General features: G+C 63.0%; 18 protein-coding genes. 17 read left to right on the top strand and 1 reads right to left on the bottom strand.

Annotated elements, in window-relative coordinates:
* The first annotated feature begins 6 nt into the window (after positions 1-6).
* From secF to VFW93_RS05320, 17 genes are all read left to right on the top strand, one after another.
* A complete protein-coding gene (gene secF / locus VFW93_RS05400) occupies positions 7-1,026 on the top strand; it encodes a protein translocase subunit SecF (RefSeq protein WP_329692964.1) in 1,020 nt (339 codons plus the stop codon).
* 79 nt (positions 1,027-1,105) lie between these two features.
* On the top strand, positions 1,106-3,436 hold the full coding sequence (locus tag VFW93_RS05395) for a DUF1631 family protein (RefSeq protein ID WP_329692963.1): 2,331 nt from the start codon (positions 1,106-1,108) through the stop codon (positions 3,434-3,436).
* 121 nt (positions 3,437-3,557) lie between these two features.
* On the top strand, positions 3,558-5,171 hold the full coding sequence (locus tag VFW93_RS05390; protein WP_329692962.1) for a hypothetical protein: 1,614 nt from the start codon (positions 3,558-3,560) through the stop codon (positions 5,169-5,171).
* Positions 5,168-5,866, top strand: a complete 699-nt coding sequence (locus tag VFW93_RS05385; RefSeq protein WP_329692961.1) for a type 4a pilus biogenesis protein PilO — start codon at positions 5,168-5,170, stop codon at positions 5,864-5,866. The genes VFW93_RS05390 and VFW93_RS05385 overlap by 4 nt, the downstream gene beginning before the upstream one ends.
* Complete coding sequence (locus VFW93_RS05380; RefSeq protein ID WP_329692960.1) at positions 5,863-6,390, top strand: hypothetical protein; 528 nt, start codon at positions 5,863-5,865, stop codon at positions 6,388-6,390. The genes VFW93_RS05385 and VFW93_RS05380 overlap by 4 nt, the downstream gene beginning before the upstream one ends.
* Entirely contained in the window at positions 6,387-8,063 is a 1,677-nt protein-coding gene (gene mshL / locus VFW93_RS05375) for a pilus (MSHA type) biogenesis protein MshL (RefSeq protein ID WP_329692959.1), read from the top strand. The genes VFW93_RS05380 and mshL overlap by 4 nt, the downstream gene beginning before the upstream one ends.
* 25 nt (positions 8,064-8,088) lie before the next feature.
* Positions 8,089-9,798, top strand: a complete 1,710-nt coding sequence (locus VFW93_RS05370) for a GspE/PulE family protein (RefSeq protein ID WP_329692958.1) — start codon at positions 8,089-8,091, stop codon at positions 9,796-9,798.
* Positions 9,795-11,030 (top strand): type II secretion system F family protein, encoded by a 1,236-nt coding sequence (locus VFW93_RS05365; protein ID WP_329692957.1) that lies wholly within the window; start codon positions 9,795-9,797, stop codon positions 11,028-11,030. The genes VFW93_RS05370 and VFW93_RS05365 overlap by 4 nt, the downstream gene beginning before the upstream one ends.
* 239 nt (positions 11,031-11,269) lie before the next feature.
* A complete protein-coding gene (locus VFW93_RS05360; protein WP_329692956.1) occupies positions 11,270-11,686 on the top strand; it encodes a type II secretion system protein in 417 nt (138 codons plus the stop codon).
* A 131-nt stretch (positions 11,687-11,817) separates the two neighbouring features.
* On the top strand, positions 11,818-12,234 hold the full coding sequence (locus VFW93_RS05355; protein ID WP_329692955.1) for a type II secretion system protein: 417 nt from the start codon (positions 11,818-11,820) through the stop codon (positions 12,232-12,234).
* A gap of 70 nt (positions 12,235-12,304) precedes the next feature.
* The gene (locus VFW93_RS05350; RefSeq protein ID WP_329692954.1) at positions 12,305-12,733 is read left to right on the top strand and encodes a type II secretion system protein; all 429 of its coding nucleotides are present in this window, start codon (positions 12,305-12,307) and stop codon (positions 12,731-12,733) included.
* Between the two features lie 186 nt (positions 12,734-12,919).
* Positions 12,920-16,018: a DUF6701 domain-containing protein gene (locus VFW93_RS05345; protein ID WP_329692953.1), complete on the top strand. Its 3,099-nt coding sequence runs from the start codon at positions 12,920-12,922 to the stop codon at positions 16,016-16,018.
* A gap of 164 nt (positions 16,019-16,182) precedes the next feature.
* Positions 16,183-19,725, top strand: coding sequence for a DUF6701 domain-containing protein (locus VFW93_RS05340; RefSeq protein WP_329692952.1), 3,543 nt, complete (start codon positions 16,183-16,185; stop codon positions 19,723-19,725).
* A 40-nt stretch (positions 19,726-19,765) separates the two neighbouring features.
* Positions 19,766-20,212 (top strand): pilus assembly FimT family protein, encoded by a 447-nt coding sequence (locus VFW93_RS05335; protein WP_414639591.1) that lies wholly within the window; start codon positions 19,766-19,768, stop codon positions 20,210-20,212.
* Positions 20,202-20,660 carry a type II secretion system protein gene (locus VFW93_RS05330; protein WP_329692950.1) on the top strand — a complete coding sequence of 153 codons (459 nt, stop codon included), beginning with the start codon at positions 20,202-20,204 and terminating at the stop codon, positions 20,658-20,660. Before VFW93_RS05335 ends, VFW93_RS05330 begins: the two co-directional genes overlap by 11 nt.
* Positions 20,657-21,571, top strand: coding sequence for a prepilin-type N-terminal cleavage/methylation domain-containing protein (locus tag VFW93_RS05325; protein ID WP_329692949.1), 915 nt, complete (start codon positions 20,657-20,659; stop codon positions 21,569-21,571). Before VFW93_RS05330 ends, VFW93_RS05325 begins: the two co-directional genes overlap by 4 nt.
* Positions 21,568-22,074: an MSHA biogenesis protein MshP gene (locus VFW93_RS05320; protein WP_329692948.1), complete on the top strand. Its 507-nt coding sequence runs from the start codon at positions 21,568-21,570 to the stop codon at positions 22,072-22,074. Before VFW93_RS05325 ends, VFW93_RS05320 begins: the two co-directional genes overlap by 4 nt.
* Here VFW93_RS05320 and VFW93_RS05315 read toward each other — a convergent pair.
* Positions 22,071-23,115 (bottom strand): glycosyltransferase family 39 protein (locus VFW93_RS05315; RefSeq protein WP_329692947.1); only part of this gene is annotated, 1,045 nt, incomplete at its 5' end. The two genes, VFW93_RS05320 and VFW93_RS05315, sit on opposite strands and share 4 nt — an antisense overlap.

The raw sequence follows: 23,115 nt of genomic DNA, 5'->3' as shown, positions 1-23,115 counted from the left end.
CACACCATGGAATTTTTCCGCATCAAGCGCGACATCCCCTTCATGCGCCACGCGTTGGTCTTCAACGCGATCTCTTTCCTGACCTTCGCGGCCGCTGTGTTCTTCCTTGTGACGCGTGGGCTGCATCTGTCCATCGAGTTCACGGGTGGCTCGCTGATCGAAGTGCAGTACGCGCAAAGCGCCGATCTGGTCAAGGTGCGCAGCGCCATCGACAAGCTCAACTACGGCGAGGTTCAGGTCCAGAACTTTGGCTCTTCGCGTGATGTGCTGATCCGTCTGCCTCTGCGCGGCGGCATGAAGCAGACCGAAGTCGTGACCAAGGTGTTTGGCGCGCTGTGCCAGGCCGAGTCGGGCCAGGTTGTCAACAAGGACACGGACAAGGGCCCTGCCGAACTCTGTGAAGCCGCCGGCGGCGTTCAACCCGTGACCAAACAGCGCAGCGAATTCGTCGGCCCTCAGGTTGGCGACGAACTGGCTCGTGACGGTGCCCTGGCGCTGGCCGTGACGGTGCTGGGCATCATGGTTTATCTGGCGCTGCGCTTCGAGTGGAAGTTCTCGGTGGCGGCCATCATCGCCAACCTGCACGACGTCATCATCATCCTGGGCTTCTTTGCCTTCTTCCAGTGGGAGTTCTCGCTCTCCGTGCTGGCTGCCGTGCTGGCCGTGCTGGGTTACTCGGTGAACGAATCGGTGGTGATCTTCGATCGGATCCGCGAGACCTTCCGTCGCATGCGCAAGCTCAGCACGCCCGAGGTCATCGACCATGCGATCACCAGCACCATGAGCCGCACGATCATCACCCACGGCTGTACCGAAATGATGGTGCTGGCCATGCTGGTGTTCGGTGGCCCCACGCTGCACTACTTCGCGCTGGCGCTGACCATCGGCATCCTGTTCGGTATCTATTCGTCGGTGTTCGTGGCCGCTGCCATTGCGATGTGGCTGGGCGTTAAACGCGATGATCTGATTAAAACGGGCAAAAAAGACCTCGATCCCAACGATCCACACGCTGGTGCGGTGGTGTAGAGTCGTTGGCAGTTAGTTGAATAACCAGATCGACCGGGGGTGGAGAAGTAACCCGGTCGGTTGAACTGCTGCCAATCACATGACTGTTGGTTCACACCGCGCGCTGGCTCTGACCGCCCGCGTCTGCTTTCTGGAGTCCCTGGCCAAAGGCGTTGGCGCCTTGGTGCAGGCCTCTCTCGAGGGTGCCAAGGTGCTGGCCAGTCAGACTGCTGAACCTTCCCTGAGGTTGCGGCGCCAGGATCTGGTGCTGGACCTGCCCCGCGCCATCTCGGCATGGCAGGGTGAAGTCGACAAACGTATCCACGATGCCTTGCGTGATCTGCGCACAGGCCGCCCTGTCAGTGCCCGCGTGGCCGAGGCGGGGGCGCCCAAGGTGGACATCCCGCTGAGCCTGGTCGACGACAGCGACATGGACCGTGATCTCACGGCCTCGCGATTGTCTCAAGCTGTGTCGGATCTGACCGGCCAGGAGTACACCGACCTCAACGCCCGTCTGCAGGCAGTGGGCGGGCAGGTGGATGGCAGCAATGGCCACATCGACGTGCTCAGCCCGCAATGGATGGCAAAGGGCGTGGTCGAGGGGTGGTTGACCTCAGGCATGACCATCGCACACTGGGCCACGCTCCAGACCGTGTTGCAAAACGAGGTCTCGCATTGGGCCCAGGAGGCCTATCACCATGCCAACCGCGTGCTGCTGGACCATGGCGTGCGGCCTGAAATCGATCTTCGCCCCTTCATCAAGCGCACGCGCGACAGCGGTGTCGGGCCAGCTCGGGCGACCATGCCAGGAGGCCTGGGCGCGTCATCAGGCTCGCGTGCCGTGCATGGTGGTGCCGGTGCCCTGGGGCCAACGGGTAACAGCGGTTTGCAGCCGCTGGGCCAGGCCTACGATGAAACCCAGATGCTGACCCAGACGCCGGGCATGCGCGCCGCGGCGCAACCCCAGGTGGTGCTGAGCAAGCTCAATCAGGTGGTGGCCCGACAGGTGCCCGGCTTTGCCCCGACGGCGCCTGTGCAGTCGCCCGTGGCGCTGAGCGCAGGCCTGGGCCAGGCCATCCACAACGTGGGCCAGGCCGTTCGGCACCATGCCGATGGCCAGGGGGGCGTGCTGACCTCGCCTGCGGCTGCGCTGCAGGAACTGCAGCAAAGCAAGTTGGCCCTGAAGCAGGCGGCGTCCACCCCTGTCGAGCGTGCCACCATCGAAATCGTGGCCTTGTTGTTCCAGGCCATCTTGCAGGAGGAACGCCTGCCGGCCACGATCCGCGTGTGGTTTGCCCGTTTGCAGATGCCCGTGTTGCGTGTGGCCGTCAGCGAGCCCGACTTCTTCGCCACCACCAGTCACCCCGCACGCGTGTTGATCGACCGCATGGGCGCCTGTGTCATGGGTTTCGTGACCGGCTCGCAGGAGCACGACGACGCGCTGCACAAGGAGATCAAGCGCATCGTGCAGGTTGTGGAGGCCTATCCGGATACCGGCCGTCGCGTGTTCCAGACCGTGTTGACCGAGTTCGAGCGTTTTCTGGAAAGCTACTTCCGCGAGCACAACGAGGCCAGCCGCAAGGGCGTTTCGCTGGCGCAGCAGGTCGAGCAGCGTGAAACCTTTGCCATCCAGTACACGATCGAGCTGCGCAAGATGCTGGACGGCGTGCCGGTTCATGAAGGCGTGCGCGAGTTCCTGTTCAAGGTCTGGGCCGACGTGCTGGGCCACAGTGCCGTGTTGACCAGCCAGGCCAGTGATGAAACCCGTGCGCTCAAGAAGGCGGCAGCCGATCTGATCTGGTCGGCCAGCGCCAAGACATCCCGGGAAGAGCGGGCCGACGTGCTGATGCGTCTGCCACCTCTGCTCAAGGCGGTGCGCGAGGGCATGGCGCAGGCCGGCCTGCCCGTCGAGAAGCAGGATGAGCATATCCAGTCGCTGAACGCGGCTCTGGCTGCGGCCTTCTCGGCCCGATCGGCGGCGCTGTCCGCAGCCCACCTGAAGGCGGTGACCGATCGCCTGGATGCGCTCGACGACGTGTTGCCTGACATCGGTGAGGTTGAGCTCGACGAGCAGACTTTGCGCGATTTGTCAGGACATGAGAGCGATAACCTGGAGATCGTTGCAGAAGGCGGCACGATGCCGACGCCCGCCATGCTGGGGTGGGCGCGTGATCTGCACGTGGGCTCCTGGTTCAAGCTGGAGTACCGCGGCAAGTCCGAATCGGTCCAGTTGGCCTGGCAGGGGCTGCAAAAGCAGCTGATCCTGTTCGTGTCACCCAGCGGCCGCGGCGTCCTGTTCCAGTTGCATCGCCTGGCGGCCTTCCTGCAGGCCGGGCTGCTTGTGCCGGTTGAGGAAGAGCCCTTGACCACCCGCGCCACGCGTGAAGCGCTGGCCAAGCTCGACGCCGATCCTGCGCGCCTGCTGAGCTGAATCCGGCCTGTCGCCCTCGGATCCTCGCATCCGAGAATTAAGACACGAACCGGCTTCTATTCCTTCCACCTCGTGGAATCCCATCTGTCAGCATTCCGATGTAAGAGTCTCGGAGTGCGGAATGTTTTTTCGTCGCCAGTCACATGATGGTTCGCAATGGATCACGATGATCCAGGATGGATCGACTGTGCACGCTGCGCAAGTGGTGTACACGGCCGAGGGGCGTCCGCGCGTGGACTGGATGTGGCAGGGCATGGCCGAGGGCATGGATGGTGCCGTGCGTGCCTTGCAGGGCGCCAAGCGCCTCAAGGGGTGCTCGCTGGTGGGCGTGCTCAACCGTGCCCACTACCGCATGCTGGCCACCGACACGCCGGATGTCGCGCGAGAAGATTGGCGAGATGCCATGCGCTGGCACCTCAAGGAGCAGGTGGACTTCCCGGTCGAGGATGCCGTGCTGGATGTGCTGGAGGTGCCGCAGGGGACCTCGCGCAGCAGCAGCGCCGTCATGACTTTCCTGGTGCCCCGTGTGGACTATTCGACGGTCGAACTGGCCGCCGATGACCTGGGCTTGAGCTGGACCGCGCTGGACGTGCCCGAAATGGCGCTGCGCAATGTGTGTGCCCTGGCGGAGGACGGTGAAAAGGCTCACGCCTTGATGGTGTTTGGCGAAAGCCACGGCATGCTGGTGATCACCTTCAAGGGCGAGTTGCTGATGGCGCGTCACATCGAGGTGACGCTGTCGGCCGTGACGGGTGATGAAGAAGTTCGCGGCGCGGCCTTGAGCCGAGCTTCGCTGGAAATCCTGCGCACGGTGGACACCTTCGAGCGCATGCACAGTCAGGTCCAGTTGTCGGGCATGACGGTGGCCTTGCCTCCGGGCTGTGGCACCGGTGCGCTGGAGATGCTCTCGGAGCTGATCTACGTGCCCTTGCAGCCGCTGGGGTTGTCGGCCTGGTTCGACCTGGAACTGCTGACTGACGATGCCATGCCGTTCAGCGAAGGCATCACCTTCAGCGAACTGTGCGTGCTGGGCGCGGCCTTGCGGGCGCACCCCGCACTGACCGAGCGGCCCCAGCTGCAATTGCTCGACCCCAACAGCATCCTGGGGCAATCGCCGCCCTGGGGCGCGGTGCTGGGCGTGCGCCTGGCTGGCGGTGTGCTGGCCTTCGGCACGGCGGCCGGCATCGGTCTGCAAGCCGCGGCTGGCGGTTACAACATGCAGGCAGGCCAGATCGAGCAGGAGATCAACACCCTGCGCATCACCGCGGCCGCCAATCCGCCTTCGCCGATCGTCAAGGAACTCGAGTCCTTGCGGCAGAAGGATGCGCAGCAGCGGCAGGTCCAGGATGCCTTGCAGGGCAGCATGGCCTGGGCTTCGCAAGGTTATTCGGATTACCTGATGGCCCTGGGTCGTCAGACACACCCTTCAGTCTGGATCACCGGCCTGACCGTTCATGGAGATGGCCGCGACATCGTGTTGAGCGGGCGTACCGACAACGCGGCGGCCATGCCCGTCTACCTGCAGCGGCTGGGCCTGGAAGAACGTTTCAAGGGCCGTCGTTTCGCCCAGATGGAAATGTCATCGCTGGACGGCAATGACACCACCGTGGGCATTGTGCAGTTCACGCTCAAAGGTGTGCGCAAGGACGTGGGGGACACCACCACACGTGAGGCCGCCTTGCGTGCCGTGGGCAAGCTGCCTGAAGAGCCCAACAAGGAGGCCGCCAAGAAATGAACAGCACCTTGCTTCGTTCATGGTTGCCGCTGATCATGACGCGCTGGCGTCAAGGCCGTCGCATGTTCGACGCGCGTCTGCTCAACGAGCGACGCCTGATCATCGTGGCCGTGGTGGCCTTTGCCTGGTTCCTGCTGGACTCTGCGCTGGTCACACCTTCCTTCCAGCAGTTCAATCTGGCCTCCAAGCGCAACAAGGCCGCTTTCATGGCGCGTGATGCCCTGATCGCCGAAGTACAGAAGCGCAAGCAGGACATGACGCTGAAAGAGGCAGAAGCCCTGCAGGAGATCAAGCAGATCAAGGAGCGCATCGAGCGCAGCAAGCAGGCATTGGCGCAGCAGCAGGCCATGCTGGTGCCCGCGCGTGACATGCGTGGCTTGCTCGAAGGGCTTCTGTCACAGAGTGGTCGCCTGCAACTCACGCTGATGCGCACCATGCCGCCCGAAGAGGTGAAGTTCGCGCCGGTTCCCGGTGTGGCCATCTCGAATGCCTTGCTCTATCGTCAGAGCATGGAGTTGGCTGTGACCGGTGGCTTCATGGATGTCCTGACATGGCTGCGCAATATCGAGGCGCTGCCGCGCAAATTGCTGTGGGATGGCCTGACGCTCAAGACCAACGAGTTGGGTGTGGTCACGCTGACGCTGCAGGTGCATACCTTCAGCCCGGACCGTGATGCCCTGGAGATCGCGCCATGAACGCCCCCCTGCGCAAAGCCCTGTTGACCTTGGGTGCAGGCCTGGCTTTCCTGCTGGCCTTGACTGCGCACGCTGTCGAGCCTGATCTCAAGGGCGTGACGGACCCCACCAAGCCCCCTTCGGGCGTGATGCTCAAGATGCTGGGAGACCGCGCCGGTCGTGGTGCCAGATCGGGCTCGGGCGAGTCCGGAGCTGCCGAAGCCCAGGCGGCCATGCCTGCGGCATCCGGTGCGTCCGCTCCTGCGGCAGCGGCTTCCGGCGCAGACAGCAGTCAGCCTGATCCATGGGCGGTCAGCTCCATCCGGATCGATCTGGCCACAGGCGACGGCGTGGCCCTGGTCGGGGATGAGCTGGTGAAGGTCGGCGACACGGTGCACGGCATGAAGGTGGTGGCCATATCGGCCAGCGAGGTCCATCTCAAGGGGCCTGAAGGAATTCGGAAGCTCGTGCTTCCCGATGTGATCGAGCAGAGCAGGGCGAAGACAGCCCGAGCCGCCAAGCGCGGACGAAAGGAAAAGAGATGAAGTCCTTGCACACAATCCAGAGCGCCCTGGTGCTCGGCCTGAGCATGGCGGGATGGGGGCTTTCGCATGCGGCAGAGGTTGATGAGCAACTCGCCGGGCGCATGAGCCTGAGTCTGAGCATGAGACAGGTGCAGGCTGTGCTGCAAGCCAACCCTCCCGGAGCCGGCATCTCGACATCCCGCGCCGCAGATGGCCGCTTCGACATTGCCATGCGCAACGCGCCTGCTGCACAGGTGTTTGCGCAACTGGGAGCAGGCAGCCAGTACAACATCCTGGTGCCACCCGACGTGACGGGCAACCTCAGTCTGAATCTGAAGAACACCACCATGCATGAAGCGCTGGAGACCTTGCGCGACATGTATGGCTACGACTACCGCATCACAGGCAACCGCGTCTTCATCTCGTCGAACGCCGTCCAGACCAGGTTGTATCGCATCAACTACCTGCCCGGTCGTCGTGTCGGGTCTTCCGAGTTGAGCATCGCCTCGGCCGCCACGGCCAACACCAATGGCTCGGGCTCGTCCGGCAGTTCCGCCAGCTCCTCTGGCTCGGGTTCCACCGCTTCAAGCGGCACAGGTGGCAACAACAATGGTGGCTCGAGCGCGACGTCCTCGGTTCGCACCACGTCTGACACCGACTTCTGGAAGGACGTCAGCGATTCACTGGCTTCGCTCATCGGCAACAAGGATGGTCGCAGTGTGACCATCAACCCCGGTGCGGGCGTGATCCTGGTTCGAGCCACGCCGGCTGAATTGCGTCAGGTCACCGAGTACCTGCGTGCCGTGCAGGTCACGATCGAGCGTCAGGTCATGCTGGAGGCCAAGATCGTGGAGGTGCAACTGTCCAAATCCTCCGAGACCGGCATCAACTGGGGCCTGTTCCGCAGTGATGGCCTCAACGGCGGGCATCTGGGCGTGGTGGGCATGGTGCCGGGTGTGAGCCTGACGTCGTCCTTGACCAACAGCAATGTGTCGGTGACGCCGGGCACGGGTGTGACCACCACCGCCACCGGCAAGGGCTTCTACGGTCTGGCCTTGCAAACGCCCAACTTCTCGGCCTTGCTGTCCTTCCTGGAAACACAGGGCAATGTGCAGGTGCTGTCCAGCCCGCGCATTGCGGCCATGAACAACCAGAAGGCGGTGTTGAAGGTCGGCAGTGACGATACTTTCGTGACATCCGTCACCAACAACGTTACCGTGGTCAACAACACCACCGTGAACTCGCCGACAGTGGCAACCAAGACCTACTTCAGCGGCATCTCACTGGATGTGACGCCGCAGATCGACGACACCGGGACCGTGATGCTGCATGTGCACCCCGCCATCAGTGTGGCCACCACCAAGGACCTGTCGCTCAAGCTGGGCGACTCTGGTACCTACCAGGTGCCCGGCGTGGCCATCTCGATCAACGAGACCGACAGCATGGTGCGCGTGCGTGACGGGCAGATCGTCGCCATCGGTGGCCTGATGCAGCAGTCTGGCAGCGACAGCCTCACTGGTGTACCCGGGCTGGGTGAAGCCCCTGTGGTGGGGCGCCTGTTCCGATACAAGAGCAACAGCAGCACCAAGCGTGAACTGGTCATCCTGATCAAGCCCACCGTGTTGAGTGAAGACGGTCTGGGTGCGCCCAATGCAGAGCCGGCCACGCCGCTTCTGAGCGATGCATCCAAGTGATCGATGTGAGAAATTGAGGTAAGCCATGTCGCGCCCGCAAAAATTCAGGTTGGGTGATCTGCTCGTTCAGGACAAGCTCGTCACCGAGGAGCAACTGACGCAGGCGCTCGGTGAGCAGCGCGGCAGCGGGCGCAAGCTGGGCGAGGTGCTGGTCGATCATGGCTGGATCACCGAAGCGCAGATCGCCAAGGCCGTGGCGCGACAGCTGCGTGCACCCTACATCGACCTGGCGCATTTCCCTCTGCGCCCGGAACTGGCCCAGCTGCTACCTGAGGCCCACGCCCGCCGCATGCACGCCATCGTGCTGGATGATCCTCCCAGTGGCCTGATGGTCGGCATGGCCGACCCGACGGACATCTACGCTTTCGATGAAATCGGCCGTCTGCTCAAACGCAGCATCGACCTGGCCGTGATCACCGAAACGCACCTGCATGCTGCGCTCGACCGGGTCTATCACAGCACCGAAGAGATCGAAGGCCTGGCGCGCGAGCTGACCAGCGAGCTGGCCGGCGCCGAGTCGGATCTGGGTGACCTGCTCGGCATGGACTCGACCAGCAATGAAGACGCGCCCGTGGTGCGCCTGCTGTATTCGGTGTTCGAGCAGGCCCTGCGTGTACGCGCATCCGACATCCACATCGAGCCACAGGAAAAGCAGCTGCGCATCCGCTTCCGCATCGACGGTGTGCTGCATGTGCAGACCGAAGCCGATGCCAAGATCTCCAGTGCTGTGGCCTTGCGCCTCAAGCTGATGTCCGGCCTGGACATCTCCGAGAAGCGCCTGCCGCAGGACGGCCGCTTTGCCGTGCGCCTGAAAGACGGTACGGTCGACATCCGTATCTCGACGATGCCGGCGCAATACGGTGAATCCGTGGTGATGCGCTTGCTCAGCCAGAGCACCGGCATGCTGGATCTGGAAAAGATGAAGATGCCGCCGCGCATGCTCACCGCCTTGCGCAAGGCCATCGACAAACCCAGCGGCATGATCCTGGTTACCGGCCCGACCGGTAGCGGCAAGACCACCACCCTGTATGGCGCCCTCAATGCCTTGAACAGCACCGAGCGCAAGATCATCACGGTGGAAGACCCGGTGGAATACCGTCTGCCTGGCCTCAACCAGGTGCAGGTGATGGAGAAGATCGACCTGGGGTTCGACCGCGTGTTGCGCGCTGCGCTGCGTCAGGATCCCGACGTGATCCTCGTGGGTGAAATCCGGGACAAGGCCACGGCCGAAATCGGCTTGCGTGCGGCCATGACGGGGCACCTGGTCTTGTCCACGCTGCACACGAACGACGCGGCCTCGACCCCGGCGCGTCTGATCGACATGGGCGTGCCGCGCTGGATGGTGGCGCTATCGCTGCAACTGGTGGTGGCGCAGCGTCTGGTGCGCACCTTGTGTACCGCTTGTGCCGTACCGCATGAGCCCTCGCCACAGGAACTGGTCTGGTTGCGCGGCCAGCTTGGCGAAGAGGCCGACAACGCCACGTTCAAGTTCGGCAAGGGCTGCCCTGAATGCAATCACTCCGGCTTCAAGGGGCGTACCGGTGTGTACGAGTTCCTGGAGATGACGCTGGGCCTGATCGATGCGCTCAACCATCCCGAGCCCGGCGTGTTCTCCAAGGCTGCGCGTGAGGCCATGGGGCGCCACACCCTGCGTCGCGATGCTGCGCGCCTGGTGGTGGAAGGGCGCACCACGGTGGATGAGGCCATGCGCGTGAGTGCCGAGGTTGACGAATGAGTCGTTTCAACTACGTCGCCAAAGGGCCGCACGGCAATATCCAGGGCACCCTGGAAGCCGCTTCGGCCTCGGCGGCGGCCAGCGAAATTCAGGCCAAGGGTCTGGTGCCGCTGACCATCAAGCAGGACGGCCCGGTGGCCGTGGCTGCGGCCGCCAGTGCGCCGGTGAAGATGCCGGCGTTCATGCAGCCGAAGGTCACGCAGATGGATGTGATGCTGTTTGCCAAGCAGCTCTACACCCTGTTCAAGGCGGGCGTGCCCATCCTGCGGGCTCTGGCTGGTTTGCAGGAGACCACGCAGAACCCGACGATGAAGGTGGTCTTGCAGGATCTGCGGCGTGCGCTGGAGGGCGGTGTGGACTTGTCCACCGCCATGGCGCAGCACCCCAAGTGCTTCGATGGCTTCTTCGTGGCCATGGTCAAAGTGGGCGAGTCTTCCGGTCGGCTGGAAGAGATCTTCCTGCGCCTGGCGCAGCACATGGAATTCGAGATGTTCATGCAGCAGCAGGTCAAGTCTGCGCTGCGCTACCCCAGCTTTGTCATCATGGCCATGACGGCGGCCATCGGCGTGATCAACGTGATGGTGATTCCGGCCTTCTCCGGCGTGTTCAAGGGCCTGGGGGCCGAGTTGCCCCTGCCGACCAAGATCCTGATGGCCACGTCGGCATTCACGATCGAGCACGGTTGGTCGATCTTCATTGCAGCCGTTGCTGCGTTTTTCGTTTTTCGAAAATGGGTCAAATCACCTCAGGGCAAGCCAGTCTGGGATCGGTTCCTGCTGCGCATGCCCATCGTGGGGCCCATCGTGACGAAAGCCTCTCTGGCGCGTTTTACCAGAGCTTTTGCTCTCTCACTGAGAAGCGGCGTGCCGCTGGAGCGCGCGCTCATTGGCGTGGCACAGACGGCCGACAACGCCTACCTCACGCAGCAGATCGACTCCATGCGAGAGCGCATCATGCGCGGCGAATCCCTGGCGCATTCGGCGGCGAGCGCGGGCGTGTTCACACCCATGGTGCTGCAGATGATCGCCATCGGTGAGGAGACCGGCATGGTCGACGAGTTGCTGGATGAAGTCGGCGAGCTCTATAGCGAGGACGTGCAGTACCTGCTCAAGACCCTGTCTCAACAGATCGAACCTATCCTGATCGTGTTCATGGGTGGGCTGGTGCTGGTGCTGGCGCTGGGTGTGTTCCTGCCGATGTGGAACATGGGTGGCGCGGCGATGAAGCATTGATGGCGAGTCAGACGCGTGAAAAAAGCAAACGTGAGAACTAGTTCCGCTTTGTGGGCGTATTGCACGGTTGCTGGCTTTCGGTTTGTCGCACCATCTGATAAAGGTCGATCAAGTCGTCGTTGTAACAACCCTAAAGTTTCAACGAAGCGGGTCGAAAAGTGAACAAACGTGCATTTATCTACAAGCCGGGATGCACGACAGGTACCCGGGCCAACGTGAACTTGCAAGAGGTAATAGGTATGAAACGCTCGCAAACCGGCTTCACCATGATCGAACTGATTGTGGTCATTGTCATTCTGGGCATCCTGGCAGCGACGGCGCTGCCGAAATTCGTGGACCTGCGCAGCGATGCCGTGTCATCGGCAGGCAACGGCATGGCCGGACAACTGGGCAGCGCGATGTCGATCAACTACGCAGGTTGCCAGGCCAACAACAACGTGGCGGCGGCCAACAAGTGCGTCACCATCAACAACTGCAGCCAGGCTGCGACCCTGCTGACAGGCGGGGCCTTCCCGACCAACGGCACCACCACCTTCTCGGTGGCGGCAGCCTCCCTGACGACCACCAACGGTTCGACTGCCAACTGCACCTTGACGGCGACCAACGGCACCACCTCTGCAACGGCGACCTTCACCGGCGTGGCTGCAGGCAACTGATGCATGAGCGCGTGGGCCTGAACGGCGTAGCCAGGCAGACCACACGCTTTTTTTGCTGACGCTGCGACAAGCTCCACCACGATGGCCTGTCGCGCTTTTTTACTGACTATTTAAGGCTCGAGGTGAACACCATGAAAAACAGGCAGACTGGTTTCACCATGATCGAATTGATCGTGGTCATCGTGATTCTGGGTATCCTGGCGGCGACAGCCTTGCCCAAGTTTGTTGATTTGCGCAGTGACGCCGTTGCCTCAGCCGGTGACGGCATGGCCGGTCAACTGGGCAGCGCCATGGCAATCAACTATGCAGGTTGCCAGGCCAACAACAACGTGGCGGCGGCCAACAAGTGCGTCACCATCAACAACTGCAGTCAGGCTGCGACCTTGCTGACGGGCGGTGCATTTCCGACCAACGGCACGACCACGTTCTCCGTGGCTGCTTCCAGTCTGACCACCACCAATGGCGCGACCGCCAACTGCACGTTGACGGCCACCAACGGCACGACCACCGCCAACTCGACCTTCACTGGCGTGGCGGCAGGCAACTGATCCTCACCGATGTGAGGGTGAAGCAAAGCCAGGCTTGCCCTGGCTTTTGTCTATCAGGGGAGTGCATTTCATGAGGCGTTTGCAGGCGGGCTTCACCATGATCGAACTGATCGTGGTCATCGTGATCCTGGGCATCCTGGCCGCGACGGCCCTGCCCAAGTTCCTGGACTTGCGCGGGGATGCCATCACCGCGTCTGCGGACGGCGTGGCCGCGCAACTGTCCAGTGCGATGTCGGTCAACTATGCGGGTTGTTCGGCAACGGGGCATGTGGTCACGGCCAACAAGTGCATCGCCGTATCCAATTGCTCTCAGGCCGCCGGTCTGCTGGCGGGGGGTGTCTTGCCCACGAATGGCAATGTCACCTACAGCATCACCGCCCAGGCGCTGGGGTCCGGCGCGGCTGGTGCCGATGGTGTGACGGGTGATTGCACGCTGTCAGCCACCAATGGCACCACCACGGCCACGGTCACGTTCACAGGTATCTCGGCGGGTCTGTGATGGCCTGAGCGCCGCTTAAAGCTTCAAGAAGGCCGCAAAAGCAGGATTAGTTCTGCTTTTGCGGCCTTTGTATTGCTGCGTCTTTCGCGCTTGTTGCAACATGTAAACAATTGGGCGTGGTGGCATTTTCAGACACAGGGGCTGACCTCAACGCCAGACGCATTGTCATTTTTCCGGAGTTCTTCCATGGTCAACACACGGATGCTGAACGGCTTCTTCAAAGCAGCGTTGTCGCTGCTGTGTGTGCTGGCGCTCATCGGGCCCGCTCTGGCTGGTTACTACGTCTATACCAGTGGCGTGTATTCGCCGCCCAGCCCCGGTGCCAACCTTTACACCATCGACTTCAGCACGCGCACGCTGGCCAGCGAACAGACGGCCAGCCGATTGACGTATTCCAGTTCGGCTGGGGCGGGCGGGTTCCTGACGTCGGGTGGTTCGATCAGCTATACCGGGTCGGTGTCTGCCAGCGGATTTTCTGGCAACACCATGAAGATCAGTTCGGGCACCACGGGCAACGCCAGCACGGTCACGGTCAACTTTGCGAACCCCACGCCCTATGTGGGGCTGATGTGGCGCGCTCAGTTCAACAGCGAGAACTCCCAGATCCTGACCGTGACGCTGTCCGACGGTAGCACCAAGGTGCTCAAGAACTGCACGTCCTCCAGCAATTCGCAGTGCATCGGCATGTATGTGGACGATCCCAACTGGTTGGTGTCCGTGCTCAACTTCCTGCTGGGCTGGCTGCTGGGAGACACCATCACCTGGTATCCCATCTATGTGCAGTACACGCCGGACAGTGGCGTGAAGGTCTCTTCCATACAGTTCAAGCTCTACAACTGCGGCGGTTGCGGCTTGTTGTCGACGAACACTTCGCAGGATTGGTATGTCGACAACATCAGCTACATCGATGGTGCACCGGCGCCTCATCATCTGGCGCTGACCACGGGTTCGAGCAGCGTGTCTGCCAACGCCGCCACCACCTTCCGCATCACGGCGTGTGGCGATGCCTCCTGCACGACTCCTTATGTGACCGGGGCCTCCGGCACGGTATCGGTATCAGGCGTGTCCGCCACCTACTCGTCTGCCTGGACCATACCGGCCGGGCCCGTCAATTATGTGGATGTATCGGTGACCCCGACCACGGCCGGCACGGCCACTATGAGCGTGCCCACTTACTCCCCCACCCCCAGCAACACCCCCAAGGTGTTCTGCGGCATCGGCGCGGCGGCAGCCAGTGGCAACTCATGCGCGATGACGGTGACCGTCCCCTTGCACCACGTGAACATATCGGCCAGCAATGGCCTGACATGCACGCCCAGAACCTACACCGTGCAGGCCTGTGCAGATGCCTCTTGCGCGACACCCTATACCTCGGGGCTGTCCGGCACGCTCGCGGTGAGTGGCTCGGGCATGACGGTCAACTATCCCTCAGGGGCTGCGTTCAGCATTCCCAATGGCTCCTCCAGCACCACCGTGTCCGTTCACGCCACCACAGTTGGCTCGCTCACCACGGCCACCTTGAGCGGGCTGTCTGCCACACCCACCGGCTCACCCTCGGTCTATTGCGGGATGAACGGATCGACACCTGCCAGCGGCGGCAGTTGCACCATCAGCCTGGCCAGTTCGGGCTTGTTCTTTGATGTGCCGAATCACCTGTCCGAGGCTTCGCAGTCGGTGACGATCAGTGCGGTTCAGTCGAGCAACAATGCGACGGCATGTACGCCAGCTTTTGCCAGCGTCAACAAGAGCGTGACCTTCAAGTGCGGCTACAGCAATCCTGGTTCAGGGACTTTGCCGGTTCGTGTCGGCGGCAGTGCACTGAATGCTGGCAACAGCACGGCTGCTGCTTGTGATGTGACCGGGCGGGCTGTCACCTTGAGCTTCGATGCCAGTGGCGTGGCGACGACCACGGTGCAGTATGCCGATGTGGGCCAAATGAGTCTGACCGCGACCTACACAGGTTCCGGCACGGATGCGGGCTTGAGCATGAGTGGCAGTGACAGCTTCATTGTCTCGCCAGCGTCGTTCTCGTTCAGCAGTGTGACCGCCGCACCTGTGGCCGGCAGCGCCTTCACTGCGACCTTGACGGCGAAGAACAGTGCCGGTGTGGCCGTGCCCAATTTCGGCAAGGAAACGCCCGCTGTGAGCGACTATGTGCGCGTGGCCTGGAGCAAGTACCGACCCACGGGGGCGGCCGCTGTGGCTGGCACGCTGACGGGCACGGGGACCGGCGCCAGCGGCTCGACCGCGCTGGCATCCGGCAGTTTTGCCAATGGTGCCGTGACCTTGTCGGATCTGAAGTGGACCGAGGTGGGCACGGGCGATCTGTCAGCCACCTTGCTCAGTGGCAGCTATCTGGGGTCGGGCACCTCGGTAACGGGTTCAACCGGCAGTACCGGTGCCGTCGGGCCCTTTGTGCCGCATCACTTCGACGTGAGCCTCACGCAGGCTTGTGGCGTATTCACCTACAGTGGCCAGCCCTTCACGGCCAGGATCACGGCGCGCAATGCCTTGGGTAACACCACCGTCAACTACGATGGCACGGGCAGCACCTCGCCCAATTTCGCCAAATCCGGCTCCTTGTCTGCTGTGGGGGCGTCGTCTGGCAGCCTGAGCAGTGCGGGCTTCACAGCCAGCCAGTTCAGCGTCGGCGAGGCCACGATCTCGGCGACACCGGTCTTCACCTTCACCAACAAGCTGACCTCGGCGACAGCCGTCACCATCCGCGCAGCCGATGCGGACGCCGTCTCTTCCAGTAATGGCACGGATGGTTCCCTGAGCGTGCGCAGCGGTCGTGTCAAGGTCTCGAATGCCTTTGGTTCAGAGAAGACCAGCTTGAGCGTACCCGTGCAGACGCAGTACTGGAACGGCAAGGCCTGGGTCATCAACAGCCAGGACAATTGCACCAGCATTCCGGCAACGGCCGTGGTGCGCAGCAACTACCTGGACAACAAGGGCGCCAGCACCACCGCCTGGAGCACAACACCAACCTCTGTGACGATCACGGGGGGCAATGGCACGCTTTATCTGAGTGCCCCGACCGGTGGCGCGACGGGCAGCGTGGATTTTGCTTTCAACCTGGGCGCAACCGGCACGGATCAGTCCTGCCTGAGCAGCCACCCCGCCAGCAGCGGCGCTTCCTTGCCCTGGTTGAGGGCCCAGAACGGCACCACGGGCAGTTGCGCGGGTGTGACGACCTTCGATCGTGATCCTTCTGCTCGCGCCACCTTCGGCGTGTACCAACCGGAAGCGAAGAAGACGGTGTACCAGCGTGAGTTGTACTGACGCGGGTACTGCGGTGTGATTGGGGGTCTGTTTGGTCCTTTCAGCATGCTGAAAAAACTCAGAATGCAGATTGATTCTGGCTGTGTGCGGGCGGTTTGTCTCGTGTGCAGTCGGCAACGCAGGCGTGCAACGGGGTGTGGACCCTGAGGCATTGGAGTATCGGCATGGGCAAGCGCAGTTGGACGTGGATAGGCCAGGGGCTGTTGAGCCTGTTGCTGGTGCTGTGCGCGTCCCTGGCCCAGGCTGGCTTGTCGGTCTACACGGATGGCACGACCTCGCCTCCCAGCCCGGCGGCCAACCAGCGCACCATCGACTTCGATACCAAGACGCTGGCGACAGAGCAGACGGCCAGCAAACTGACCTACAGCTCTTCCAATGGTGACTGCAATCGCTGGTACCTGATCTTCGTGGGCTGGCTGTGTCTGGCCGGGTCCGACCAGGGCAGTGTCTCCTACACGTCAAGCTCGTCATTGACCGGCTTTTCCGGCAATGTGATGAGCCTGTATTCCGGCGTCAACTCCAACACGACGTCGGTCACCATCAACTTTGCCAACCATACGCCGTATGTCGGCTTCCTGTGGGGTGTCGAGTTCAACTCCCAGAACTCGATGGTCGTGAACCTCACACTGGCTGACAACTCGGTGGTCACGCTCAAGAACTGCAGTGACGCGTCCAACAGTCAGTGCATGGCCAAGTATGTCAGCGTGAACTGGTGGAACACGGTCTACAACGCCTTGCTGGGCTGGCTGCTGGGCGATGTGGTGGATTACTACTCCGTCTATGTGCAGTACCAGCCCGATAGCGGGGTGAAGATCAAATCGATGCAGTTCGTGGTGTCCCAGTGTGCGGCCTGCGGCTTCCTGTCATCGAATACCGCGCAGAACTTCAAGGTCGACAAGATCACGTATGTGGACGCATCGGTGGCCCCGGACCACCTGGAGGTGACCACCTCGGCCAGCAGCGTGTCTCAGGGCGCGAGCACCGACGTGACGATCAAGGCCTGTGGCGATGCCACGTGTTCGGTGCCCTACATCTCCGGTGTCACGGGCAACCTGTCGGTGACCGGTACGGGCCTGACCACCACCTACACGACCGGTGCCAGCTTCTCGATCGCGGCCGGGCCCACGAACACGACCACCGAGACCATCAGCATCTCGCCAGCCGGCACGGCCACAGTGGCGCTGACCGGCTACTCACCCACGCCCACGAACACCACCAAGGTGTTCTGCGGGCTGGGCACTGCGGCGTCCAGCGGTGGCAGCTGCAGCCTGACTGTGCTGGGCTTGCACCACATGGAGGTGACAACCTCGGCATCGTCCGGCTACATCAACTCGGCGGTGACCTACACCATCAAGGCGTGCTCCGACGCCTCTTGCGCCACGACCTACACGGGCGGCGTGACGGGCACGCTGGCGCTGTCAGGTGTCTCGGTGACCCCCTCGGCCAGCCAGGCTTTCACGATCGCGGCAGGCAGTGCTACCACCACGGTCAACGGGACACCCACGGCGGCGGGTGCCGTGACAGCCGCCCTCAGTGGCGTATCACCTGCGGCATCGGGCTCCCCCTCGGTGTATTGCGGCATGGGCGTGACCGCTGCCAACGGCAACAGCTGTGCCTTCACGGCCAGTCAGGCCTTGCATCATCTGGAGCTGACCACCACCAACAGCAGCAACGTGACCTGCACGCCGATCACCTACACCGTCAAGGCGTGCGGTGATGCGGCCTGTTCGACCAACTTCACGACGGGTGTGAGCGGGACCCTGACCGTGTCCGGCGTGACCGTCAACTACCCTGCCGGGCAGACCTTCACGATTGGCAGCGGCAGCTACTCCACGACCATCTCGGCGCACGCCACCACCGTGGGCACCGCCACGGCGGCGCTGTCGGGCTTGTCGGTGACGCCGACCGGCTCTCCCACCGTGTACTGCGGCATGGGCTCGTCGGCCACCAGCGGGGGCTCCTGCGCCGCCTCGACGGTGGATTCGGCCTTGTACTTCACGGTGCCCAACCACCTGGCCGAAGTCTCGCAGTCCGTGACGGTCAGTGCCGTGCGGGCCAGCAACAACGCGACGGTGTGTGCACCCGCGTTTGCCAGTACGAGCAAGAACGTCACCTTCAAGTGTGCCTATGGCAACCCCAGCTCGGGAACCTTGCCCGTGCGGGTGGGCTCTACGGCGGTGAACAGTTCAGGCAGCACCGCTGCGGCCTGTGATGCCACTGGCAAGGCGGTCAGCCTGAGTTTCAATGCCAGTGGCGTGGCCACCACCACGGTGCAATATGCAGACGTGGGGCAGGTGACCTTGACGGGTACCTACACCGGCTCAGGCACGGATGCCGGCTTGACGATGACGGGCAACAGCACCTTCATCACCAGCCCTGCCTCCTTTGCCTTCAGCAGCCTGCCCGCCTCACCTGTGGCCGGCAGCACCTTCTCAGCCACCTTGACGGCGAAAAACAGCGCGGGCAATGCCGTTCCCAATTTCGGCAAGGAAACGGCCGTGACCCAGGACTATGTACGCCTGTCTTGGGCCAAGTACCGGCCAACGGGGGCTGCAGCTGTGGCCGGCACCTTCACCGGCACCGGGATGACGGGCTCGGCGCCCTACATCTCGTCGAGCAGCTTCAGCAATGGCGCGGTCACGCTCAGCGACCTCAAATGGACCGAAGTGGGTACAGGTGACCTGACCGCCACCCTGGTCAGCGGCAGCTACCTCGGCACAGGCAACACCGTGACGGGCAATACCGGCGGCAGCGGTGGCGTCGGGCCCTTCTTGCCGCATCACCTCAAGGTCACGGTGACGCAAGGCTGCCCCTCGGGTGCCAGTGCTTTCACCTACAGCGGGCAACCTTTCTCGCTCAAGCTGGAGGCGGTTCACGCAGATAACGCGACCGTCACGCAGAACTACGATGGCTCTGGTGGTACCACGCCCAATTACGCCAAGGCGGTGACGATGTCCCTCTCGGGCGCGGGTGCCAGCTCGGGCAGCTTGAACATCACCTCGGTGGCCGCCGCGAGCTTCTCTGCGGGCGTGGCCAATATTCCGAGCACCGATGCCTCCCCATTCAAGTTCACGTTCGCCAACAAGCTGACCTCGGCCACTTCGGTTGGCGTGCATGCGGCTGAAACCTCCGGCAGCGTGACATCCACAGGCTGGGACGGCTCACTGGCCGTGCGCAGTGGTCGTATCAAGGTGTCCAACGCATTCGGTTCTGAAAAACTCTCGCTGGACATTCCCGTGCAGGCGCAGTACTGGAACGGCAAGTCCTGGGTCATCAACAGTGACGACAGCAGTTGCACCTACATCCCCGTGGCCTCCGTGGTGCGCAGCAACTACCTGGATTACAAGGGGGCCAGTACCGCCGCCTGGACCACGACGCCCGCGACCAAAACGACAGTGAACAGCGTACCCATGGCTGTGGCCATCAGTGGTGGCAATGGTGTGCTGACCCTCAGTGCGCCCAGCCCTGCGTCGACCGGCAGTGTGGACTTCGCGTTCAATCTGGGTACCAGCACCACCGACCAGTCCTGCCTGGCCAGCCACCCATCGAGCACGGCAGCCAGTCGCGATTGGCTGCGCTCGCTCAACGGCAGTGCCAACAGCTGTGCCGGCGTGACCAGCTATGACCGTGACCCGAGCGCCAGAGCGACGTTCGGTGTCTACAAACCCGAAACCAATAAGGCCGTTTTCATACGTGACTTGTACTGAAGCTCAGGTGTCAAACCGCCTGCATCAGGCAGGCTTCACCATGGTCGAACTGATCGTGGTCATGGTGCTGGCCGGGATCCTGGCCGCCTATGCCATCCCCAAGGTGTCCGGCGCACTGGGCGCGCGCGATGATGCCTGGCACGATTCCCTGCAAGGCGCCTTGCGGTTTGCGCAGAAGGGGGCCGTGGCCCGTCGGCGTCTGACCTGCGTGACGATCACCAGCACCACGGTCACCGTGTCGTCTGCGGCGGTGAATCCGGCATCTTCGTGCACGAGCAACATCAACGGGCCCAATGGCACGTCCACCTTTGCCTCATCGACCAACAGCAGTTCGGCCACCACGGTGTCGCCCTCGGGCACGATCTACTTCCAGCCTGATGGCCGCGTGACCACGGATGGTGCGGGCACGACCTCGGCCAATCGCACGATCACCATGTCGGGCGCCAGCAGCATCACGGTGTACGGGGAGACCGGCTATGTCGAGTAAATCGTCGGCACGCGGCTTCACCCTCATCGAGATGGTGGTGGCCATCGTGATCATCGGCGTGGCGCTGGCGGGCGTGATGGCGGCGTTCAACCAGAGCGCCAGGAACAGCGCCGATCCGGTGGTGCGCAAACAGATGCTGGTGCTGGCTGAAGAGATCCTCGAAGAGATCGAGCTCAAGCCCTACACACCCGTGGCCAACAGTGCGCCCGCCACGTGCGCGCGCAATACCTATAACGACGTGTCCGACTACAACGGCTACGCCACGACGAACAAGATCTGCAACATCGATGGCACCTCGATCTCTGCGCTCAGCGCCTATTCGATCAGCGTGACGGTGACGACCTCCACCCTGGGCGCCGTGGCAGCCGCCAAGCTCATCACCGTGACGGTGTCTCGCGGCAGCGAAAGCGTGACCCTCAAGGGTTGGCGAACGGACTACGCATCATGAGGACATCCATCCCCATGGCCCAACGTGGCGTCACCCTGGTCGAGCTGGTGCTGGTGATCATGATCGGCGCCATCATCGCCACGACGGTGTCGCTCTTCATCAAGCCGGCCATCGATGCCTACACCGGCTCCCGCTTGCGGGCCGACATGTCAGATCAGGCCGACACCTCCCTGCGTCGCATGCTGCGTGATGTGCGGCGTGCCGTGCCCAACTCCATCCGTGTGCCGTCGGACCAGTGCTTCGAGCTGGTGCCCGTCGTATCGGGCGGACGCTATCGCATGGCCCCTGACAATGTCAATGACGCGGCGGCCTGCAACCCGCAGCCCACGCCACCCACCGCACCGCCTGCCAGTTGCTCGGCATGGGTGGACACCTCCCAGACCACCATGGCCTTTGACACCTTGTCGCCCATGTCGACGACGCCATCCACGGGTGACTGGGTGGTGATCAACAACCAGAATGGCAATGACGTCTACACAGGCGCCAACCGATCGGCCATCACGGCGGTGAGCACGCCATCCAGCAGCACGCAGGGCTACAAGCGCATCACGATGTCGACCATGCAGGTGTCGTCCGGCTATGCGGGGGGGCGCTTCCTGACGGTGTCCAACAACGAGCAGTCCGTGTTCTACATCTGCTCGGGCGCCGACGGCACGCTCAACAGCAATGGCGATGGCAAGGGCACGCTCTATCGCCTGGTTCGCTCCTTCACCTCCGCGTACCCGACGTCCTGCCCCTCCACGGCCGGGGCGGTGGCATTGGCCACCAAGGTGAAGTCCTGCTCTTTCATCTATGACCCCAACCAGGGCGCCACCCAGCAAAGCGGCTTCCTGTGGATGGATCTGGAGATCGCTCGCAACAACGAAACAGCGCACATGGCCGTCGGGGCCCATGTGATGAACGTGCCATGAACAAGAACCGCTCACGCCACCCACGAGATACCGCGGCCCGTGCGCAACGGGGCCTGGGCATGGTGGCGGCCATCGTGGTGCTGGTGATGATGGCCGTGCTGGCCGCGGCTGTCACGCGACTGACCTGGACGCAGCAGATCTCGTCGGCACAGGACATCATGGGGGCGCGAGCGTTTCAGGCTGCCAATGCCGGCACGGAGTGGGGCATGTACCAGGCGCTCAAGGGCAGCTGGATGGGCACGAACTGCACCGGCAGCCAGACGCTGGATCTCACCAGCAGCATGGGCTTCAAGGTCACGGTGACCTGCACGACGCAGGCCACGGCCTACAACGAGGGGCAGGATTCCACCGGCACGAATCTGACGGTGCGGCTGTATGTGATCGACGCGGTCGCCTGCAATGGTTCGGCGGCCACCTGTCCGGATGACGCCAATTCGGCGGGCATGAATTACGTCGAGCGCAAGCGCCAGTCCATCATTTCCAGCGCCGATCCCGGCTTCTAGGGCCTGGCTGTTGCGGGCGGCAACACCGCCCAGGCCACGGCCACCGTGTAGGGCTTGCCCATCCAGGTGGTGTGGATCAACAAGGTCGGTTTGACCTCCAGCCTTGGGTAACGTGCCAGCAGCGCCTGAACCTGCTCGCGACTGTCTGTGGGTACCGGCAGGTTGGCGTCACCTCGGCCGATGGGCCAGACAAACAGGGCCCCTTCGCGTTGCACCTGCTCGGGTTGCAGCCACAGCGATTCAGTGAAGTCCGCGTCGTAGAAGACGGAGGGGCGATCGTTGCTGTAGTGCGCCACAGTGCCCGCCACGAACTCCTCCCCCGCGACGATGCGCAAGGGTTGTCCGGTCTGTGTGCGCCACTGCGTGGTCAGCGTCTGGGCGATATCCTGGCCCGGGTAGCTGGTGCGATCCAGGCGGTGCTTCTTCTGCGGGCCCCACAAGGCCGTGCTGGCAAACACGACAATGGTCAGCGCCACCCAGGCCAGCGTGGCCTTGGTGAAGCGCCCGATGTTCAGCGTCTCAGGTTGTCGCCAGGCGAGGTAGAGCGGGGCGGCGCACAGAAAGAAGGGTGAGGCCCACATGTGCAGCATCTTGGCCTGAGCCACGGTGGCCGCAGCCATGATCAGCAACAAGGGGGCGAGCGCCAGCGTGAACAGGAGCCAGCCTTGTTCCGACGGGCGTGACGTGCGGGTGGCGGGGCCCAGCGCGCGCATCAGGGCCCACAGGGGCAGGAGGGTCAGGCTCTGGGCGATCACGAAGTTGATGAACTCCTGCACCCAACTGCCGGTGCGGGCCAGCTCATCGCTGTGCCCACGGCCCAGCGCGTATTGCAGCGTGGCCCAGTCATGGGCCATGGCCCAGTTCACGTGTGGTGCCACCATGAGCCCGAACACGGCCAGAGCCGCCCAGGGGCCCGCCGTGGCCCAGCAGCGGCGCGCCACTGGGTGCACCAGCGTGTAGATGATCATGCAGGCTGGCAGCAGCAGGAACACATACTTGCCCAGGGTGCCCAGTCCGCAGCACAGGCCCAGTGCGATCCAC

It is taken from the genome of Aquabacterium sp. (assembly GCF_036279675.1).
Lineage (GTDB): Bacteria > Pseudomonadota > Gammaproteobacteria > Burkholderiales > Burkholderiaceae_C > Aquabacterium.
Note: the sequence above shows the minus strand (reverse complement) of the source record. Positions and strands in the feature narration are given on the sequence as shown.